Origin of the sequence: Limnobacter sp. (assembly GCF_964228395.1) — a bacterium.
Taxonomy (GTDB): Bacteria; Pseudomonadota; Gammaproteobacteria; order Burkholderiales; family Burkholderiaceae_B; genus Limnobacter.
Genome location: NZ_CAXQZX010000055.1, coordinates 76199 through 93496 on the forward strand (window position 1 = coordinate 76199; position 17298 = coordinate 93496).

13 protein-coding genes are annotated in these 17298 nt (G+C 57.5%); 11 read left to right on the forward strand and 2 right to left on the reverse strand.

The genetic code is table 11. The features are described 5' to 3' along the window. Positions 1-115: 115 nt before the first annotated feature. From argS to ACEQU8_RS04615, 4 genes are all read left to right on the forward strand, one after another. Positions 116-1855 carry an arginine--tRNA ligase gene (argS, locus tag ACEQU8_RS04600; protein ID WP_370261835.1) on the forward strand — a complete coding sequence of 580 codons (1740 nt, stop codon included), beginning with the start codon at positions 116-118 and terminating at the stop codon, positions 1853-1855. A gap of 102 nt (positions 1856-1957) precedes the next feature. After that, entirely contained in the window at positions 1958-3121 is a 1164-nt protein-coding gene (locus ACEQU8_RS04605) for a hypothetical protein (protein WP_370261837.1), read from the forward strand. Between the two features lie 93 nt (positions 3122-3214). Further along, positions 3215-7192 (forward strand): DUF3683 domain-containing protein, encoded by a 3978-nt coding sequence (locus ACEQU8_RS04610; protein WP_370261838.1) that lies wholly within the window; start codon positions 3215-3217, stop codon positions 7190-7192. A 33-nt stretch (positions 7193-7225) separates the two neighbouring features. After that, positions 7226-7690 carry an HIT family protein gene (locus tag ACEQU8_RS04615; RefSeq protein ID WP_370261839.1) on the forward strand — a complete coding sequence of 155 codons (465 nt, stop codon included), beginning with the start codon at positions 7226-7228 and terminating at the stop codon, positions 7688-7690. 737 nt (positions 7691-8427) lie between these two features. Here ACEQU8_RS04615 and phoR read toward each other — a convergent pair. After that, positions 8428-9774: a phosphate regulon sensor histidine kinase PhoR gene (gene phoR, locus ACEQU8_RS04620; protein WP_370261840.1), complete on the reverse strand. Its 1347-nt coding sequence runs from the start codon at positions 9772-9774 to the stop codon at positions 8428-8430. Positions 9775-9814: 40 nt separating this feature from the next. After that, positions 9815-10522: a phosphate regulon transcriptional regulator PhoB gene (phoB, locus tag ACEQU8_RS04625; protein WP_370261841.1), complete on the reverse strand. Its 708-nt coding sequence runs from the start codon at positions 10520-10522 to the stop codon at positions 9815-9817. Between the two features lie 176 nt (positions 10523-10698). Between phoB and ACEQU8_RS04630 the strand changes: the two genes are divergently transcribed. From ACEQU8_RS04630 to ACEQU8_RS04660, 7 genes are all read left to right on the forward strand, one after another. Further along, complete coding sequence (locus tag ACEQU8_RS04630; RefSeq protein WP_370261842.1) at positions 10699-11124, forward strand: gamma-butyrobetaine hydroxylase-like domain-containing protein; 426 nt, start codon at positions 10699-10701, stop codon at positions 11122-11124. A 19-nt stretch (positions 11125-11143) separates the two neighbouring features. After that, positions 11144-11884: a bifunctional demethylmenaquinone methyltransferase/2-methoxy-6-polyprenyl-1,4-benzoquinol methylase UbiE gene (gene ubiE, locus ACEQU8_RS04635; RefSeq protein WP_370261843.1), complete on the forward strand. Its 741-nt coding sequence runs from the start codon at positions 11144-11146 to the stop codon at positions 11882-11884. Between the two features lie 55 nt (positions 11885-11939). Next, positions 11940-12944: a TIM44-like domain-containing protein gene (locus tag ACEQU8_RS04640; RefSeq protein ID WP_370261845.1), complete on the forward strand. Its 1005-nt coding sequence runs from the start codon at positions 11940-11942 to the stop codon at positions 12942-12944. 77 nt (positions 12945-13021) lie between these two features. Continuing rightward, the gene (locus ACEQU8_RS04645) at positions 13022-13783 is read left to right on the forward strand and encodes an SCP2 domain-containing protein (RefSeq protein ID WP_370261846.1); all 762 of its coding nucleotides are present in this window, start codon (positions 13022-13024) and stop codon (positions 13781-13783) included. Further along, positions 13780-15375, forward strand: coding sequence for a ubiquinone biosynthesis regulatory protein kinase UbiB (gene ubiB / locus ACEQU8_RS04650; protein ID WP_370261847.1), 1596 nt, complete (start codon positions 13780-13782; stop codon positions 15373-15375). Before ACEQU8_RS04645 ends, ubiB begins: the two co-directional genes overlap by 4 nt. A 51-nt stretch (positions 15376-15426) precedes the next feature. Beyond that, positions 15427-16872: a sodium:solute symporter family protein gene (locus ACEQU8_RS04655; RefSeq protein ID WP_370261848.1), complete on the forward strand. Its 1446-nt coding sequence runs from the start codon at positions 15427-15429 to the stop codon at positions 16870-16872. 72 nt (positions 16873-16944) lie between these two features. Next, positions 16945-17298: pyridoxal-phosphate dependent enzyme (locus ACEQU8_RS04660; protein WP_370261850.1), on the forward strand; the 354-nt coding region annotated here is incomplete at its 3' end.

Sequence of the window (17298 nt, forward strand, 5' to 3'; positions counted from 1 at the left end):
GGTCAGCCCTGCATCGGTTCGGTCGCTGCTTCGGTTACAATAGCGGTTTGGTGTCTCGGCCAAGCGCTTTGCAGCATGTGCCGGCGACTCATCCTATTCTTGCTTCAAACCTGCCATGCTCCCTAGCCAAAAACAAACCCTGCTTGCCGCATTCGAAGCGGCCGCCTCCGCCGCCTTGGGCCAAGCCTTCGAGGGCGTGGTCACGCTAGAAAAGCCCAAAGACCCCAACCACGGCGATGTTGCTTGCAACCTGGCCATGCAACTGGCCAAGCCCGCGCGCCGCAACCCCCGCGAATTGGCACAGCAACTTGCCGCGCATGTGCAGGCCAACCCCGATTGTGCGGGTTTGGTGCAGGCCATCGACATTGCCGGGCCGGGTTTTATTAACATCCGCTTAAGCCAAGCGGCTCGAGTGGCGGTGGTGGGTCAGGTTCTGGCGCAGGGCGACGCATTTGGCCGCTCCAACGCCCACGCTGGCCAAACCGTGCTCATCGAATTTGTCTCGGCCAACCCCACTGGCCCTTTGCATGTGGGCCATGGTCGGCAGGCCGCCTTGGGCGACGCCATGGCCGAGGTCATGAAAACCCAGGGCTGGCGGGTGCACCGTGAGTTTTACTACAACGACGCCGGTGTGCAAATTCAAACCTTGGCCATCTCGGTGCAAGCGCGCGCCATGGGCTTAAAGCCCGGCGATCCCGACTGGCCCGCCAACGCCTACAACGGTGATTACATTGCAGACATTGCCAGCGATTACCTGGCTCGCAAGCAAGTGCAAGCGGCCGATGGTGAGCCTGTGCAAGGCAGCGGCAACATCGAGGACATGGAGTCCATCCGCGCGTTTGCCGTGGCCTACCTGCGCGCCGAGCAAGATCTTGATTTAAAGGCCTTTGGCGTGAGGTTCGACCAGTTTTACCTTGAAAGCTCCCTATACACCGAGGGCAAGGTGGAAGCCGCGGTCCAAAAGATGGTCCAATCGGGCAAAACCTTTGAGGAAGGTGGTGCCTTGTGGCTGCGGTCGACTGACTATGGTGACGACAAAGACCGCGTGATGCGTAAGTCAGAGGGGGGGTACACCTACTTTGTGCCTGACGTGGCCTACCACATCGAAAAATTCAAGCGTGGATTTGGCAAGGTCATCAACATTCAGGGCACCGACCACCATGGCACCATTGCCCGCGTGCGCGCTGGCCTTCAGGCCTGCAATGTGGGCATTCCTCAAGGTTATCCCGACTACGTGCTCCACAAAATGGTCACCGTCATGAAGGGCGGGCAAGAAGTCAAAATCTCCAAACGGGCAGGCAGTTACGTCACCGTGCGCGACCTCATTTGCTGGTCGGGTGGCGTGGATGAGTCCCGGCCCATGCTCGAGCAGCCCGAGGCCCTCACCAAGGGCCGCGACGCTGTGCGCTTTTTCTTGGTGAGCCGCAAAGCCGACACCGAATTCGTGTTCGATGTGGACCTCGCCCTGGCCCAGTCGGACGAAAACCCGGTCTACTACGTGCAGTACGCGCACGCGCGCATTCATTCCATTCTTGACCAAGCCGGGGTCCCCCTTGCCGAACTGCCCAAGGCTCCACTCACCCTGCTGCAAGCCCCTGCAGAGCAGGCTTTGTTGCGCACGCTGGCCAGTTACGGCGATGTGTTGGCCAAGTCAGCCGAAGAGTTGGCTCCGCACCACATCGCCTTTTACCTGCGCGAACTGGCTGGCGCTTTCCACACCTTCTACAACGCCGAGCGCGTGTTGGTGGACGACGTTGCTCTAAAGACCGCGCGGCTGGCGCTGCTGGTGGCCGTGGCCAGGGTGCTGGCCAATGGTTTGGCAGTGTTGGGGGTGTCGGCGCCCAAGCGAATGTAATTTCGGTTAGTTTTAAACCCAGGTTCGCTTAAAACCTTGGAACCCTCGATGGGAATTCTTCACTCAAGGAATACCCCAACTAGAGTTCTGAGAGGTTTATTCATGGTCGCCGCTGCTGAGTCCCCAACAGTTAGTCAAACTGATCAAGTTCCGGAGTCGTCCTCAGAATCAAAGGTTTATCAAGACCCAAAAACAGGGGCAATTCTTACCGTTAGCTATCTTGGTGATCGGGGCAGCCTCGGGGTTGAGGGAACTTACGAAGAAGGTGGGGTTAAATACGCATTCAAGACCAACCAAGACGGAACCGACTTCGATATTGAGCGGCTCAATGCCGATGGCAGCCGTTCCCCGGTTACGGGTGGCGAAAAAGCGATGGTCAGGCGCGGCGTTCTCAACATGCTTCAAGAGCAAGGTGGGGAAGAAGGTGCAAACGCTGTAGAGGGTTTAGCCCACTCGGCTCATGCTGAGGCCGAAGTCGAAGTAGAAAAACCCCCGGTCGAACCGGTCTGGACCCCCAGAAATGGTCAACATGGCGCCAACATGGGTGTGGCTGAGGGCAGGTCGAATCCATCGGCTGGGCCATCTGGCTCGGCCGTGCACAATGCCGAGTCTTCAACTAGCACGCCCGGTCGGATGGACATACGCCACAACGGCACCCACGGCGGCTTTTACCAAGCTGATGATGGCAATGGCTACCAGGTTTTTGGCATCGAGGCGGGGCGTAAAGAGGGAATGAACGATACCCGCAACAAGTACATCCGATCAGAGGCTGCATTCACTGACATGGGTTTTGCTGCAAGCGACAATGTCAAGGTGAGGTTCCAAGGAACCTACAACGTTGATCCAGGCACCAGCGGCGTTATTGCCCAACTGCTGAACAACAGCGATGGAGAGCATTTGCCGCAGGTCAAAATCATTTACCGCAATGACGGCGAACTGGTGGTGGATGTACCTGGCCAAGCCGACGTTATTTTGCCCGGTCACTATCCACCGGGACAAGATTTCAACCTGGCCATTGAGTCTGATGGCAAAACCTTTCAGGTTTTCGTCAATGGTCAAATGGTCCACTCCGGGGAATGCATCACTCCCGGGGGTGTGAATGTCTACAAAATGGGTCTGTACGGCGGCAGTGGCGACTCCAACGACCGAGTGCGCATCAAAGACGCGTCGGTCAGCAAGGTCGATTCTCAACAAACACAAACCCAACAAGAGCCGCAAAATCAATCGGGTGGCCGAACCCGCCACATCTGGGGTTCTACCCTGTAGTATCAAGGTTTTAGAAGGGTGCTGGGGTAGTGCGTTCGCCCAAAAGCGGTACGTTTTGGTACACTTAAGGGCTAAGCAGTTAAAAGGTTTTGCATGAACGCACCCGTCGAACTCAACACCCTCAAACCTTCCGCCGGCGAAACCGCTCGCCTGCGGGAGATCCCGTACAACTACACCTCGTTTTCTGACCGCGAAATTGTGATTCGCCTGCTGGGTGAGCAGTCTTGGACCATCCTCCAAGAGTTGCGGCAGGAGCGTAAAACGGGCCGCTCCGCCCGTATGCTTTTCGAGGTGTTGGGCGACATTTGGGTGGTGCGGCGCAACCCTTACTTGCAAGACGACTTGCTCGACAACCCCAAGCGTCGTCAAGCGCTGATCGATGCGTTGTTTCATCGCCTCAGCGAAATTGACCACCGCCGAGTAGAAACCCAAGACACGGTGCCCGCCGAGGCGGACGATCGAAGCCAAAAAGTTCGCCTGTTGTTGGGCGCCGCTGAAAAGGCCGTGCTTGAGTTTCAGAGCGAATTTTCAACCATGGCCAACCTGCGCAGCAAAGCGCGTTCGGCCTTGGGCGCACACACTGCCAAAGACAACATCAAATTCGACGGGCTGTCTCGCGTATCCCATGTCACGGATGCCACCGACTGGCGTGTTGAGTATCCCTTTGTGGTGCTCACGCCCGACCGCGAGTCCGAAATCCCCGGTTTGGTCAAGGCCTGTATTTCTCTTGGGCTCACCATCATTCCCCGCGGAGGCGGCACAGGTTACACCGGTGGCGCTGTGCCACTCACGGCCCTGTCGGCGGTCATCAACACCGAAAAGCTCGAAGACCTGGGCCAGGTCAAGATGGAAGTGCTGCCCGGCTTAAGCGAAGAATACGCCACCGTGTTCTCTGGCGCGGGTGTGGTCACCAAACGTGTGTCTGAAGCTGCAGAGCATGCGGGTCGTGTGTTTGCGGTAGACCCCACCTCTGCCGAGGCCAGCTGCATCGGCGGCAACATTGCCATGAATGCCGGCGGCAAAAAAGCCGTGTTGTGGGGCACAGCGTTGGACAACCTGGCCTGGTGGCGCATGGTCGACCCCGAAGGCAACTGGCTCGAGGTCACCCGAATCAATCACAACCTGGGCAAAATTCACGATGCTCCTCAGGCTGAGTTCGACCTGGTGTGGAGCGATGGCAATGCCGCCCCCGGTGCCCGGGTGCTCAAGCAAGAGCGCCTGGTGGTAGAGGGTGCACGCTTTCGCAAAGTGGGTTTGGGCAAAGACGTCACCGACAAATTTTTGGCGGGCCTGCCCGGCATCCAGAAAGAAGGTTGTGATGGCCTGATCACATCGGCCAAATGGATTTTGCACCGCATGCCCAAGCACACGCGCACCGTGTGCCTGGAGTTTTATGGTCAAGCCCGCGACGCGGTGCCTTCCATCGTAGAAATCAAAAACTACCTGGACGGCGAAGGCAAAGCCATGGGCGCCATTTTGGCGGGCCTTGAACACCTCGACGAGCGTTACTTGCGCGCGGTGAAGTACAGCCCCAAGTCCAAGCGTGGTGCCTTTCCAAAAATGGTGTTGTTTGGCGACATTGTGGGCGACGACGAAGACGCCGTGGCCAAGGCCGCCTCGGAAGTCATCCGTTTGTCCAATGGCCGCGCGGGCGAGGGCTTTGTTGCCGTCAGCCCCGAAGCGCGCAAAAAGTTTTGGCTCGACCGCGCCCGCACCGCAGCCATTGCCCGCCACACCAACGCGTTCAAAATCAACGAAGACGTGGTGATCCCCCTGCATCGCATGGGGGAGTACACCGACGAAATCGAGCGTATCAACATCGAGCTTTCCATTCGCAACAAGCTCAAGTTGGTGGCCGAGCTGCGCAGCTTCTTTGAAAAGCCTTTGCCTTTGGCCAAAACCGACGAGGTGGACACCACCAAGTTGTCGGTTGAAGACATCGTGGGTGACCGCGTGCAGCGCGCCATCGCCTTGCTGGAAGGGGTGCACGAGCGCTGGAGCTGGCTGCTGGGCAATATGAACATGCCGCTGGGCCAAGCCATCCCCATTCTTAAAACACTGGGCTTGGGCAACCAGGAGGCTGACCTTGCCAAGCGCCTGGAACAACAGCCCCAAGCCGCAGTGTTCGATGTGCTGCAAGACCGCACCATTCGCATCAGCTGGAAGACCGAGCTGCGCGCTAACCTGCACCGCATTTTTGAAGGCGGTGCATTTGTACCGGTCATGGACGAATGCAAAGCCGTCCACAAACGGGTGTTGCGTGGCCGCTTGTTTGTGGCCTTGCACATGCACGCTGGCGACGGCAACGTGCACACCAACATTCCTGTGAACTCCGACGACTACGACATGCTGCGAGAAGCCGAGCACACGGTGGATCGCATCATGCAGATTGCACGCAATCTGGACGGCGTAATTTCTGGTGAACACGGCATTGGTATCACAAAGTACCAATACCTCACACAAGCCGAGTTAGACCCATTCCAGCAATACAAGCAGCGCATCGATCCCGAAGGCCGCTTCAACAAAGGCAAGCTTTTGCCCGGTGGCGACCTCAGCAATGCTTACACCCCCAGCTTTAATTTGATGGGCCACGAAAGCCTCATCATGAGTCAAAGCGACATTGGCTCCATTGCCAATTCCGTCAAAGACTGCCTGCGCTGCGGCAAGTGCAAGCCCGTGTGTTCTACCCACGTGCCACGCGCCAACCTGCTGTACAGCCCGCGCAATAAAATCCTGGCCACATCCCTGTTGGTTGAAGCGTTCTTGTACGAGGAGCAAACCCGACGCGGCGTTTCCATCAAGCATTGGGAAGAGTTTGAAGACGTGGCCGACCACTGCACGGTGTGCCACAAGTGCGTCACGCCTTGCCCGGTCGACATCGACTTTGGCGATGTGTCCATGAACATGCGCGCATTGCTGCGCAAAATGGACAAAAAGAGCTTCAACCCGGGCACAGCGTTGGCCATGACCTTCCTCAATGCCAAAGACCCGGCCACCATCAAGGCCTTGCGGGTGGGCATGACCGACATCGGCTTCAAAGCCCAGCGCGCCGCTTACAAAGTGGGCAAGGCCTTGGGCCTGGTAGATCGTCAAACCAGCAAACCCGCCGCAACTGTGGGCAAGGCGCCTATTCGTGAACAGGTGATTCACTTCATCAACAAGCCCATGCCCGGTGGCCTGCCCAAGAAAACCGCACGCGCTTTGCTGGACATCGAAAACAGCGACTACGTGCCAGTGATCCGCAACCCCAAAATCACGCAGGCCGACTCCGAAGCAGTGTTTTACTTCCCCGGTTGTGGCTCTGAACGCCTGTACAGCCAGGTGGGTCTGGCCACGCAGGCCATGCTGTGGAATGTGGGCGTGCAAACCGTGTTGCCCCCGGGCTACTTGTGCTGTGGCTACCCGCAGCGTGGCACCGGCCAGTACGACAAAGCCGAAAAAATGATCACCGACAACCGCGTGCTGTTCCATCGCGTGGCCAACACCCTGAACTATCTCGACATCAAAACGGTGGTGGTGAGCTGTGGCACATGCTATGACCAGTTACAAGGATACGAATTCGAGAAAATTTTCCCGGGTTGCCGCATCATCGATATTCATGAATTCCTGATGGAAAAAGGCGTGAAGCTCGACAACGTCACGGGTACAAAATACATGTACCACGACCCTTGCCACACGCCCATGAAAACCTACGAACCGCTGAAGGTGGTCAACACCCTTATCAACAGCGATTTGCAGGGCCAAACCGTCACCAAAAACGACCGCTGCTGCGGCGAGTCGGGCACCTTCGGTGTGTCTCGTCCCGATGTGGCCACCCAGGTGCGTTTCCGCAAAGAAGAGGAAATGCGCAAGGGTGCCGACAAACTGCGCGAAAATGCCCCGCAGGCCGATGTCAAGATTCTCACCAGCTGCCCGTCCTGCTTGCAGGGCTTAAGCCGTTACAGCAACGATGCCAACGTGGAGGCCGACTACATCGTGGTCGAAATCGCCAAGCATGTGCTGGGGCAAGACTGGTTGCAGAACTATGTGAAAGAGGCCAACGCCGGTGGCATCGAACGCATTTTGGTGTAGGGCGAGTAAGCCCATGCGCACTCAGGGGGGCTTGTGAGCCAAGCCGCCGCCCCCCTGCAACAAGCCAACTGCCCTTTGTGTCAATCCTTGGGGGGCGACTTGGTTTACCGCAACAGTCGCTTTCGGGTCATCGACGCCCTCGATGCCGATTACCCTGGCTTTTTACGACTGGTCTGGAACGATCACGTGCGCGAATTTAGTCAGCTTCAGCGGGACGATCGCTTGCTCTGCATGGACGCTGTGGCGCATCTAGAGCAATTTGTCCTGAACACCTTCAAGGCCGACAAGGCCAATTTGGCCACACTGGGCAATGTGGTGCCGCATTTGCATTGGCACGTCATTCCGCGTTTCGTCGACGACAAACACTTTCCCGCCCCGGTGTGGGCGGCAGCCAAGCCTGGCGTGGGTTTGGTGCCCAAGCAGCAGGCAATTCTGGACACTCGAAGCACCTGGTTGCCGGCGCTGAGGGCAGATTTGGTGCGGGCGTTTGGGACATAGGGAATCGGGCGCTTGCTCTTTGAAGCAAGCAGGTCGTGCCCCGTTTGGCGATGTCGCTTGCTCTCTGAAGCAAGCAGGTCCATGCAATGTTCGTTCGCTTGCTCCTTGAAGCCAGCAGGACCATGCCCCTTGGCGACGGCCAATCTGTTGATCCCTCCCTGAGCCTCGCCTGAACTGAGGCCCGCCCTCCAAAACAGAGGTCGGGTCGGGCCTCTGCCCCCTTGGGGGGCACCGTTCATTCTTGGCACGGTCGGGCAGATTGTCCTGAAGGTCGCTGCAGGGGCAACGGCCCCTGCTGGCTTCTGGGCAAGCGAAGGCGGCTCAGGTTGCATGCGCGGATGGCTTGACGGCTGCTGCATGGAGCTCGGATGCGCGAATCACCGGCGTTTCCAAGCGCAGCGCCGGAGCTGGGGTGGCACAGGCCGCGCAGGCCGATTCAGGGCAGCCCGCCCGGTTTGGCCCACACCGAGGGGCCGAGGCGTGTTTCCCCGCCAAGGCCCCGCTTGGCGGGAAACCGAATCGGATGCAATGGCGACATTTTCGCCTTGCATGCCCCCTCGGAAGGGACAAGAAGGGAACCACGGGCTGATCCCAGGCCAAGGGGACGGTGCCGCTCCAGTACCAAAACGCGGCGCATTCAACCGAAACGCAGGCTGATCCCAGGCCCAGTGGCCTGTGCCACCCCGGCCCAAAAGCGCGGCGCACAGAACTCCAAAGGGCCAATCCCAGGCCCAGCGCTACGCCTGCACCACCTCAGATTGCGCTTGCCGCTGCAACATTCCAGGCTTCAGCAGCGGCAACAAAATGGTAAAGGTGCTGCCCGCATTGGGCCGGCTTTGAATGTCCAGCTCCCCATCGTGCCGCTGCACCACGTGCTTCACAATGGCCAGGCCCAGCCCGGTGCCACCGCTCTCGCGGGAGCGGCTGCGGTCTACCCGGTAAAAGCGCTCGGTCAGGCGGGGTATGTGCTCAGCCGACACGCCAATGCCGTTGTCTTGCACCACAAAGGCCACGCAGGGGCGGCCTATATCATTTTCCGCTTGGCGCAGGCTGATGGAAATCTTTCCACCTTCGGGGGTGTATCGTACGGCGTTGGTGGCAATGTTGGAAAACGCGCTGAAAATTTCGGCCCCATTGCCCATGGTTTGCAAGCCGTCTTCAATGTGGGCTGAAATCTCGTGCTTACCTGCCGACAACTGTGCAGCATCGTCAAGCGTGCGCCGCGCAGCGTTGCTCAAATCAACCACATCGCCACTCTCGGCCGCGTTGGGGGCCGACTCCAGGGCCGACAATGCCAACAAATCCTCAACAAGGTTTTGCATTCGGCTGGCCTGTGTGTGCATCAGGTTGATGTACTCCTTTTGTTGTTCTGCACTCAAGGGCAGATCGCGAAAAGTTTCCAAAAAACCGCTCAGCACGGTCAGGGGGGTTTTCAATTCATGGGACACATTGGCAATAAAGTCCCGTCGCATGCGTTCCAGTTTTTCAACCTTGGTCACATCGCGGGTCAGCACCAGCATTTGACGCTCGCCGTAACCCACCAGTTGAACCGACAATATTTTGTTTGAGCTTCTTGGGGAGCGCATCACCATGGGGTGTTCCCAGGACTCGCTTTTTAAATATCTGCCAAAGTCGGGGTTGCGCACCAGGTTCACAATAGGCTGGCCGATGTCACTTCCCAATTTAAGCGAAAGATGGTCTTGAGCGGTGCCATTACACCAGGTGATGTGGCCTTGAGGGTCGAGGGTGACCACGCCATCGGGCAGGGCCTGCGCCGCTGTGCGGAAAGAAAGCAGCGCATTGCTCAGTGCTTGCTGCTGGCGTTGGTGCAGGCGCAAATACCGAAACAATTTGGCGGCAAGGTCGTCCCACCAGCCCGACACGGTGGGCACGTTGTCCACCTTGAAGTCATCCAGCCAAGCCAGGATTTTTTGGCCAGAACGGGCGTGTAGGGCGTGCACCAGCAGCGAAGCCAAAATAGCCCCGCCCACCGCGCCTTTGTGCCCAGCCACCATTTGCCCAACAATTGCAGCAAGGCCAAGCAGAAGCCCCAGCAGGAGCAGTCTGAAAAAGATAAATGCCATAGCTGCGTATTCTAGGGGAAAGTGAGCCCAAAGGGCGGGCTCAGTTCATTGCCCCTTCGTTTTGCGTGGCCGTGAAGCGGTAACCCGCGCCCCGCACGGTTTCAATCAATTTGTCGTGTCCGCTGATGGTTAATGCCTGCCGTAGACGGCGAATGTGGACATCCACCGTGCGCTCTTCTACAAACACATGGTCGCCCCACACTTGGTCCAGCAACTGTGTGCGGCTGTGCACACGCTCGGGGTGGGTCATAAAAAAGTGCAACAAGCGGAACTCGGTGGGCCCCATGTCCAGAATTTTGTCGTGACCCACAATGCGGTGGGTCACGGGGTCGAGTTTTAAGCCATGTACTTCAACAATGTCGTCGGTAAGCTGTGGGGCTCGGCGGCGCAACACCGCCTTGATGCGGGCCAGCAGCTCTTTGGGTGAAAACGGCTTGGTGATGTAATCGTCGGCACCGGCCTCCAGGCCGTCGACTTTGTCCTGCTCTTCAGTGCGGGCTGTCAACATGATCACCGGCACATGGCGAGTGCGTTCCTGCGCGCGCAGTTCGTGGGCAAATTGAATCCCGCTTTTGCCGGGCAGCATCCAGTCCAGCAGCACCAGGTCGGGCAATTCGGCCGTAATCAGGGTTTTGGCTTGATCGGCATCGGCTGCGCGCAGCACCTTGTGACCGGCAAAGCTCAGGTTGACCGATACCAGTTCGGCGATGGCGGGTTCGTCCTCGACGACCAGAATAGTGCTTGACATGCTGACTTCTCCACAGGCTTCTGTTGTGTGTAATGCCACCTAAAGTCGTGGATTTCCAGGACAGTAATATGACACTTGAATGAATCGTCATCAATTGCCAGCCGCTACGTGGGGCGCGGCGCAGCCCGCTGGCATAGGATACACTTAAGGTTTGCGCAATTTTAGGCGTTTGCAGCATGGAAACCAGCAACAACCCCATTCCCACCCGCATCGTGGTGCATCAGCAGTCCCGAGTACTCGAAATCGAATTCGACGCAGGCAAGCTTTTTAAGCTGCCTTTCGAACTGCTGCGTGTGTATTCCCCATCTGCCGAGGTGCGTGGCCATGGCCCCGGGCAAGAAACCCTGCAAGTGGGCAAGCGCGAGGTGAATATCACCAACCTGGAGCCTGTGGGCATGTACGCGGTCAAGCCGTATTTCTCGGATGGTCACGACTCCGGTTTGTTCTCCTGGGAATACCTGTTGTGGCTGGGCGAAAACCAAGAGGGCTTGTGGAACGACTACTTAGAGCGCCTCAAGCAAGCCGGTGGCAGCCGCGACCCCAACGCACCCGAAAACATTCCTTTGCAACAAAAAAAGGGTGGCGCTTGCGCCAGCCATTGAGCACTGCAACTACCCAGCCATGAACAACAAGACGACCGATTTCGGTTTTGACACCGTCCCCGAAGAACAAAAAGCCAAAAAAGTGGCCGAAGTGTTCGACTCGGTGGCCAGCAAATACGACGTCATGAACGACCTCATGTCGGGCGGCATGCATAGGCTTTGGAAGGCCAGTACAGTGCGTGCTGCCGGGGTGCGCCCTGGCATGAAGGTGCTCGACATCGCCGGTGGCACGGGCGACCTAAGCAAAGCCTTTTTGGACAAAGTGGGGCCCCGGGGCGAGGTGTGGCTAACCGACATCAACGAAAGCATGCTGCGCGTGGGCCGCAACCGCATGATCGACATGGGCTATTTGCCAAAAATGGCACTTTGCGATGCTGAAAAGCTGCCTTTCCCAAGCGACTACTTTGATGTGGTCACCGTGGCTTTTGGCCTGCGTAACATGACCCACAAAGACGTGGCCTTGGCCGAAATGCGCCGGGTCATCAAGCCCGGTGGCAAGGTGTTGGTGCTCGAATTTTCAAAGGTCAACCCGCTGCTGGCCCCTGCTTACGACCTGTATTCTTTCCAGGTGCTGCCACGCATGGGGCAGTTGGTGGCCCAAGACAGCAAAAGCTACCAATACCTGGCCGAAAGCATTCGCATGCATCCGGATCAAGAAACCCTCAAGCAGATCATGCTCGACAGTGGGTTCGACCACGTGAAATACACCAACTTCACTGCGGGCGTGGTGGCCCTGCATCAGGGAACAAAATACGCATAATTGGGTCTTAAACCCAAAGCACCTTACATCATCCATTGCTACTGGAGGCATTGTTTTGAGCATTAGAAATTGGTCCGTTCGCACCGCCGTGGCCACTGTGGCCGTGTCTTTTTTGGGCCTGATGGCCTTGCCCCCCGAGGCTGAAGCCCGGCGCTTGGGTGGCGGCAGCAGCTTTGGCCGCAGCGCGCCTTCACAGATGCAAAAAGCGCCCACATCGCCCACCAGCACACCCACCAAGCCCGCGCAGCAAAATCAGGCCACCGCGCCTGCAGGGGCCAACACCACCGCCGGTGCTGCCCAGCCTCGCAATCGATTCCTGGGGCCCTTGGGGGGTTTGGCCGCGGGCCTGGGCTTGGCCGCCCTGTTTAGTTACCTCGGCTTCGGTGGTGCGCTGGCAGAAATGCTCGGCACTTTCCTGATGATTGCCTTGGTGGTCTTTGCAGTGATGTTCCTCATGCGCAAACTGCGTGGGCAGGCCAGCCAGCAGCGACCTGCTTATGGCACCGCCGGTGGTGGCCAGGCCACTTATCGCCAAAGCGAACAGGCTTACCGCCCACAGCAGCCCCCAGTGCACGACCCTGTACCCGGCATGGGTGCGCCGCAAGGTGCCAGCCATGGGCACTTTGGCAACGGCCCTGCTGTGCAGCCAGCCTATGAAGAGCCCCAGCCCCAAGACGGTCCGGTTAAAAACCTGCCCGCCGGGTTTGATGAAGCCGCTTTCGTGAACAGCGCCAAAAAGTTTTTTGTGACCATGCAAGGCCTGTACGATCAAGGCAATGTGAATGGCCTTCGCGAATATTGCACCGATGAGGTGGTCGATCATTTGCGCAGCGAAATTGAGGCGCGCGCAGGTGCGGGCAACCGCACCGACGTGGTCACCCTGCAAGCCGAATTGATTGGCTTCGAAACCGATGTGGACGAGCAACTGGCCACCGTGGCCTTCAGCGCCATGTTGCGCGAGGAAGAGGGTGGTGCTGCCCACGAGGTGCAAGAAATGTGGACCATGACGCGCCCAGTGTCTGGTGGCGGCTGGGTGCTGGCCGGCATTCACAATCTGTAATTTTTCAAACACCCGGCCAGGCTTGCCCCGCCTGGCTGGGTTAAACTCAAGCCAATTGAGTTTTCAGGGCGCCCATCTTGTCCAGTCCTCCCGTGTTGTTGTTTCAATTTGCTTCCAAAATTTTGTCGGGGGCCAAGCCTTCTGTCCAAGGGGCGGGTGCGGGCTTGAGCGGTCTAATGTCAGCGCCTTTGGGTCTCTTGTCGGCCACCGTCAATCAAATGGCTTGCCTGGTGCTCAATCATTTGCTGGACCAACAACGCAGCAGCAAAGCCAAGTTACAAGCTGAAGCGGGCAAGGTGTTGTCCATCTCGGTGCCGCCCGTCACACTCATGTTTCGTATCAACGAGCAGGGGTACTTTCAAACCACACAGGCGGCACAAGGCCAGCACCCGCCAGCAGACACTTCCATTGCACTGCAGTGGGCCGACTTGGCCGGTGCGGTGGGCAGTGCAGGCGCTGTGGCTCGCAAAGCCAGCATTCAAGGTGACATGGATTTTGCGCAAACCGTGTCCACCGTCATCAACGATTTGTACTGGGACCCCGAACGCGATCTGGCCCGTGTGGTGGGCGATGCCCAGGCCATCTGGGTCATGAACACCCTGGCGGCTTTGGGTACCAACGCCAAAGACGTGGTGCAACGGTTCAAAAGCAGCCTGCGTGAGTACATGGTGCACGAAAAAGCACTCACGCCCACAGCCTCTGAATTTGATGATTTTCGCCAGGAAGTGGCCCAGCTTCGAGATCACATTGCCCGTCTTGAAAAGCGCTTGGCCAAGCTGCCCGGCTCCGCTGGAGGCGACTCAAGCACAGGCAAAGGCCCCGGGGGCCCTGCGGCATGAAATTGCGGCGCCTTGCAAAAATTGGCTGGGTGGCTCGCAAATATGGCTTGTTCCTTATCGCAGCCGATTCCATCCAAAACCCGGCTGCCAAATGGGTGCTCAAGCTGATTTCGTCCAGCGAGGCCTTGCAAGCCTCGCGTGGCGAGCGTCTTCGCAAGGCCCTGGAAGATCTCGGCCCCTTGTTCGTCAAGTTTGGGCAATTGCTCTCCACCCGGCGCGACCTGTTGCCCGCCGACGTGGCCGACGAGTTGGCCAAGTTGCAAGACCAGGTGCCTGCGTTTTCTTCTGAGGTGGCCCGGCAACTCATCGAGACCAGCCTCGGGCGTCGCATCGACGACATGTTCCTCGACTTTCAAAACCAGCCGGTGGCCAGCGCGTCCATCGCCCAGGTTCACTTTGCAGTCATCAAAGAGGGCGGGCAGGCTGGTAAAAAAGTCGCGGTCAAAGTGTTGCGCCCCGGCATGATGAACGTCATCGACAAAGACCTGGCGCTCATGAAAACCGCTGCCACCTTGGTCGAAAAAATTTGGGCGGATGGCAAACGTTTAAAGCCTCGCGAGGTGGTGGCCGAATTCAACAAATACCTGCACGACGAGCTAGACCTCATGCGCGAGGCGGCCAATGCCTCCCAACTGCGTCGCAATTTTTCCGCGGCCTCGGGCAGCGGGCATTTGCTGCGTGTGCCCGAGATGTATTGGGATTATTGCTGCAGCACCGTGATCACCATGGAGCGAATGCATGGCATACCCATTTCGCAAATTGAGCGCCTGCAGGCCGCCAATATTGATCTTAAAAAGTTGTCTCGCGATGGCGTAGAAATTTTTTTCACGCAGGTGTTTCGCGATGGTTTTTTTCATGCCGACATGCACCCGGGCAATATTTATGTGGGCGACCAGGGCGAAGACTTTGGTCGTTACATCGCGTTGGACTTCGGCATTGTGGGCACACTCAGCGATGTAGACAAACAGTACCTGGCGCAAAACTTTTTGGCATTTTTCAGGCAAGACTACAAGCGTGTGGCCGAGTTGCATGTGCAGTCTGGCTGGGTGCCCAAAGGCACTCGAATCGACGAATTGGAGTCCGCCATACGCGCCTGCATCGAGCCATTTTTTGGCAAGCCGCTCAAAGAAATTTCACTGGGTCAGGCCTTGATGCGTTTGTTCCAAACCTCGCGCCGCTTTAACGTGGAAATTCAGCCACAACTGGTGCTGTTACAGAAAACACTGTTGAACGTGGAGGGCCTGGGGCGCCAGCTCGATCCCGACCTCGATTTGTGGAAAACCGCCAAACCATACCTCGAAAACTGGATGCACCAGCAAATCGGCGTCAAGGGTTTCCAGGCCAGTTTGCAATGGGAGGCCGCCCAGTGGTCGCAAATACTGCCAGCCTTGCCACGGCTTTTGCATCAAAACCTCACCCATGCCAATGGCCGGGTGGACCATCAAATTGAACAGCTTGTGAAGCAGCAAAAGCGGCTAAACCGTGCGCTGTTCTGGATGGTGCTCATGCTGGCGGTGCTGTTTGGCGTGGTGGCACTGGATTTGCTTTGGCCTTTCTTGTTGGGCTATGCAAACTCCAATTCCATTTTCTAGCCTATAATCCGCAAAATTTTCTAATCATTTCATTTGCTTGGTGGGTTTCTTATGTTGCTTGCATCGGTTATTGCCTACTTGCTGGTTTCGGTGGCCATTGGTTTGTATGTGGCGCGCAACGTAAAAAACACGGCCGATTATGCGGTGGCGGGGCGTAACCTCAGCCTGCCCATTGTGACCGCCACGGTGTTTGCCACCTGGTTTGGGTCCGAAACCGTTTTGGGTATTTCGTCCACCTTCGTAGAAAGCGGTTTAAGCGGCATTGTGGCTGACCCCTTTGGCGCATCCATGTGCCTTATCTTGGCGGGCTTGCTGATTGCCCCCAAGCTGTACCGCCTAAACCTGCTCACCATTGGCGACTATTACCGCGTGCGTTACAACCGCGCAGTGGAAGTGTTTTGCAGTGCAGCCATTGTGGTGTCGTACCTGGGTTGGGTGGCAGCACAAATCAGTGCACTGGGCTTGATCTTTCACGTGCTCACCGATGGTGCAATATCCCAGGAGTGGGGCATGGTGATCGGCGCTGGCGTGGTGTTGGTGTATACCCTGTTTGGCGGCATGTTGTCAGTCGCTGTGCTTGACTTCATTCAAATGGTGGTGATTGCCGCCGGGTTGGTTTACATCATGTGGATCGTGTCCGATCTGGCCGGTGGTGCCGGCGCTGTGCTGGCCCATGCCGAGGCGGCGGGCAAGCTCAAGTTTTTCCCCGAAGAATTCAGCTATGTGTTGTGGGTACCCTTTGTGGGCGCATTTCTGACCATGGCCTTCGGGTCCATTCCCCAGCAAGATATTTTCCAGCGTATTAGTTCGGCCAAAGACGAAAAAACCGCTGTGCGCGGGGCGGTGTTGGGGGGAAGTTTGTACTTTTTCTTTGCCTTCATTCCCGTGTTTTTGGCCTATGGCGCCATCATGATCGACCCAGAGCGCTTTGCGGCCATGGTGTCTGAAGACTCTCAAATGGTGCTGCCCAACCTGGTGCTTACCCACACACCGGTGTTTGCACAAATCGTGTTTTTTGGCGCGCTGCTGTCGGCCATCATGAGCACGTCCAGCGCCACCTTGTTGGCCCCTGCCGTGTCGTTTTCCGAGAACATTGTCAAAAACGTGGTGCCCAACATGAGCGACAAAGCCTTGTTGCTCACCATGCGAATTTCTGTGTTTGTGTTCACCATCATTGTGGTGAGTTTTGCAATCAACAGTGAGTCTTCCATTTTCGAGATGGTTGAAAGCGCTTACGAAATCACTCTGGCTGGTGCGTTTGTGCCTTTGTTGCTCGGTTTGTACTGGAAGCGCGCAACCTCCCAAGGCGCGGTGCTGTCCATTGTTGTTGGGGTCAGCAGCTGGCTGATTGCCAAAAACTTCTTCCCAAGCGAAATTTGGCCTCCCCAATTGCTGGGCATGGTACTGGGCCTGTTTGGCATGGTGGTGGGGTCGCTGCTGCCGCAGTGGATCGCCCACCGCCCGGCCCTGCGTGACGGCGTGGTGCACCCACACTGAAGTCATGAGCCGCCATGTGGGCGGCAAGCGCAGTAAAATAGCCGGATTACCTTTGCTACAAGTGATCCGGCTTTGAAATACCTCACCATTGAAGACACCATCGGCAACACCCCCCTGGTCCAACTGCAGCGCATTCCAGGGGCGGGCAACGCCCAGCGTGGCAACGTTATTTTGGGCAAGCTTGAGGGCAACAACCCTGCTGGTTCGGTCAAAGACAGGCCAGCCATCTCAATGATTCGCCATGCCGAGGCGCGTGGCACCATCAAACCGGGCGACACACTCATTGAAGCAACATCGGGCAACACTGGCATCGCGCTGGCCATGGCCGCTGCCATACGTGGCTACAAAATGGTGCTCATCATGCCCGAGCACCTGAGCATCGAGCGTCGGCAAACCATGCGTGCCTTCGGTGCCGAAATTATTTTG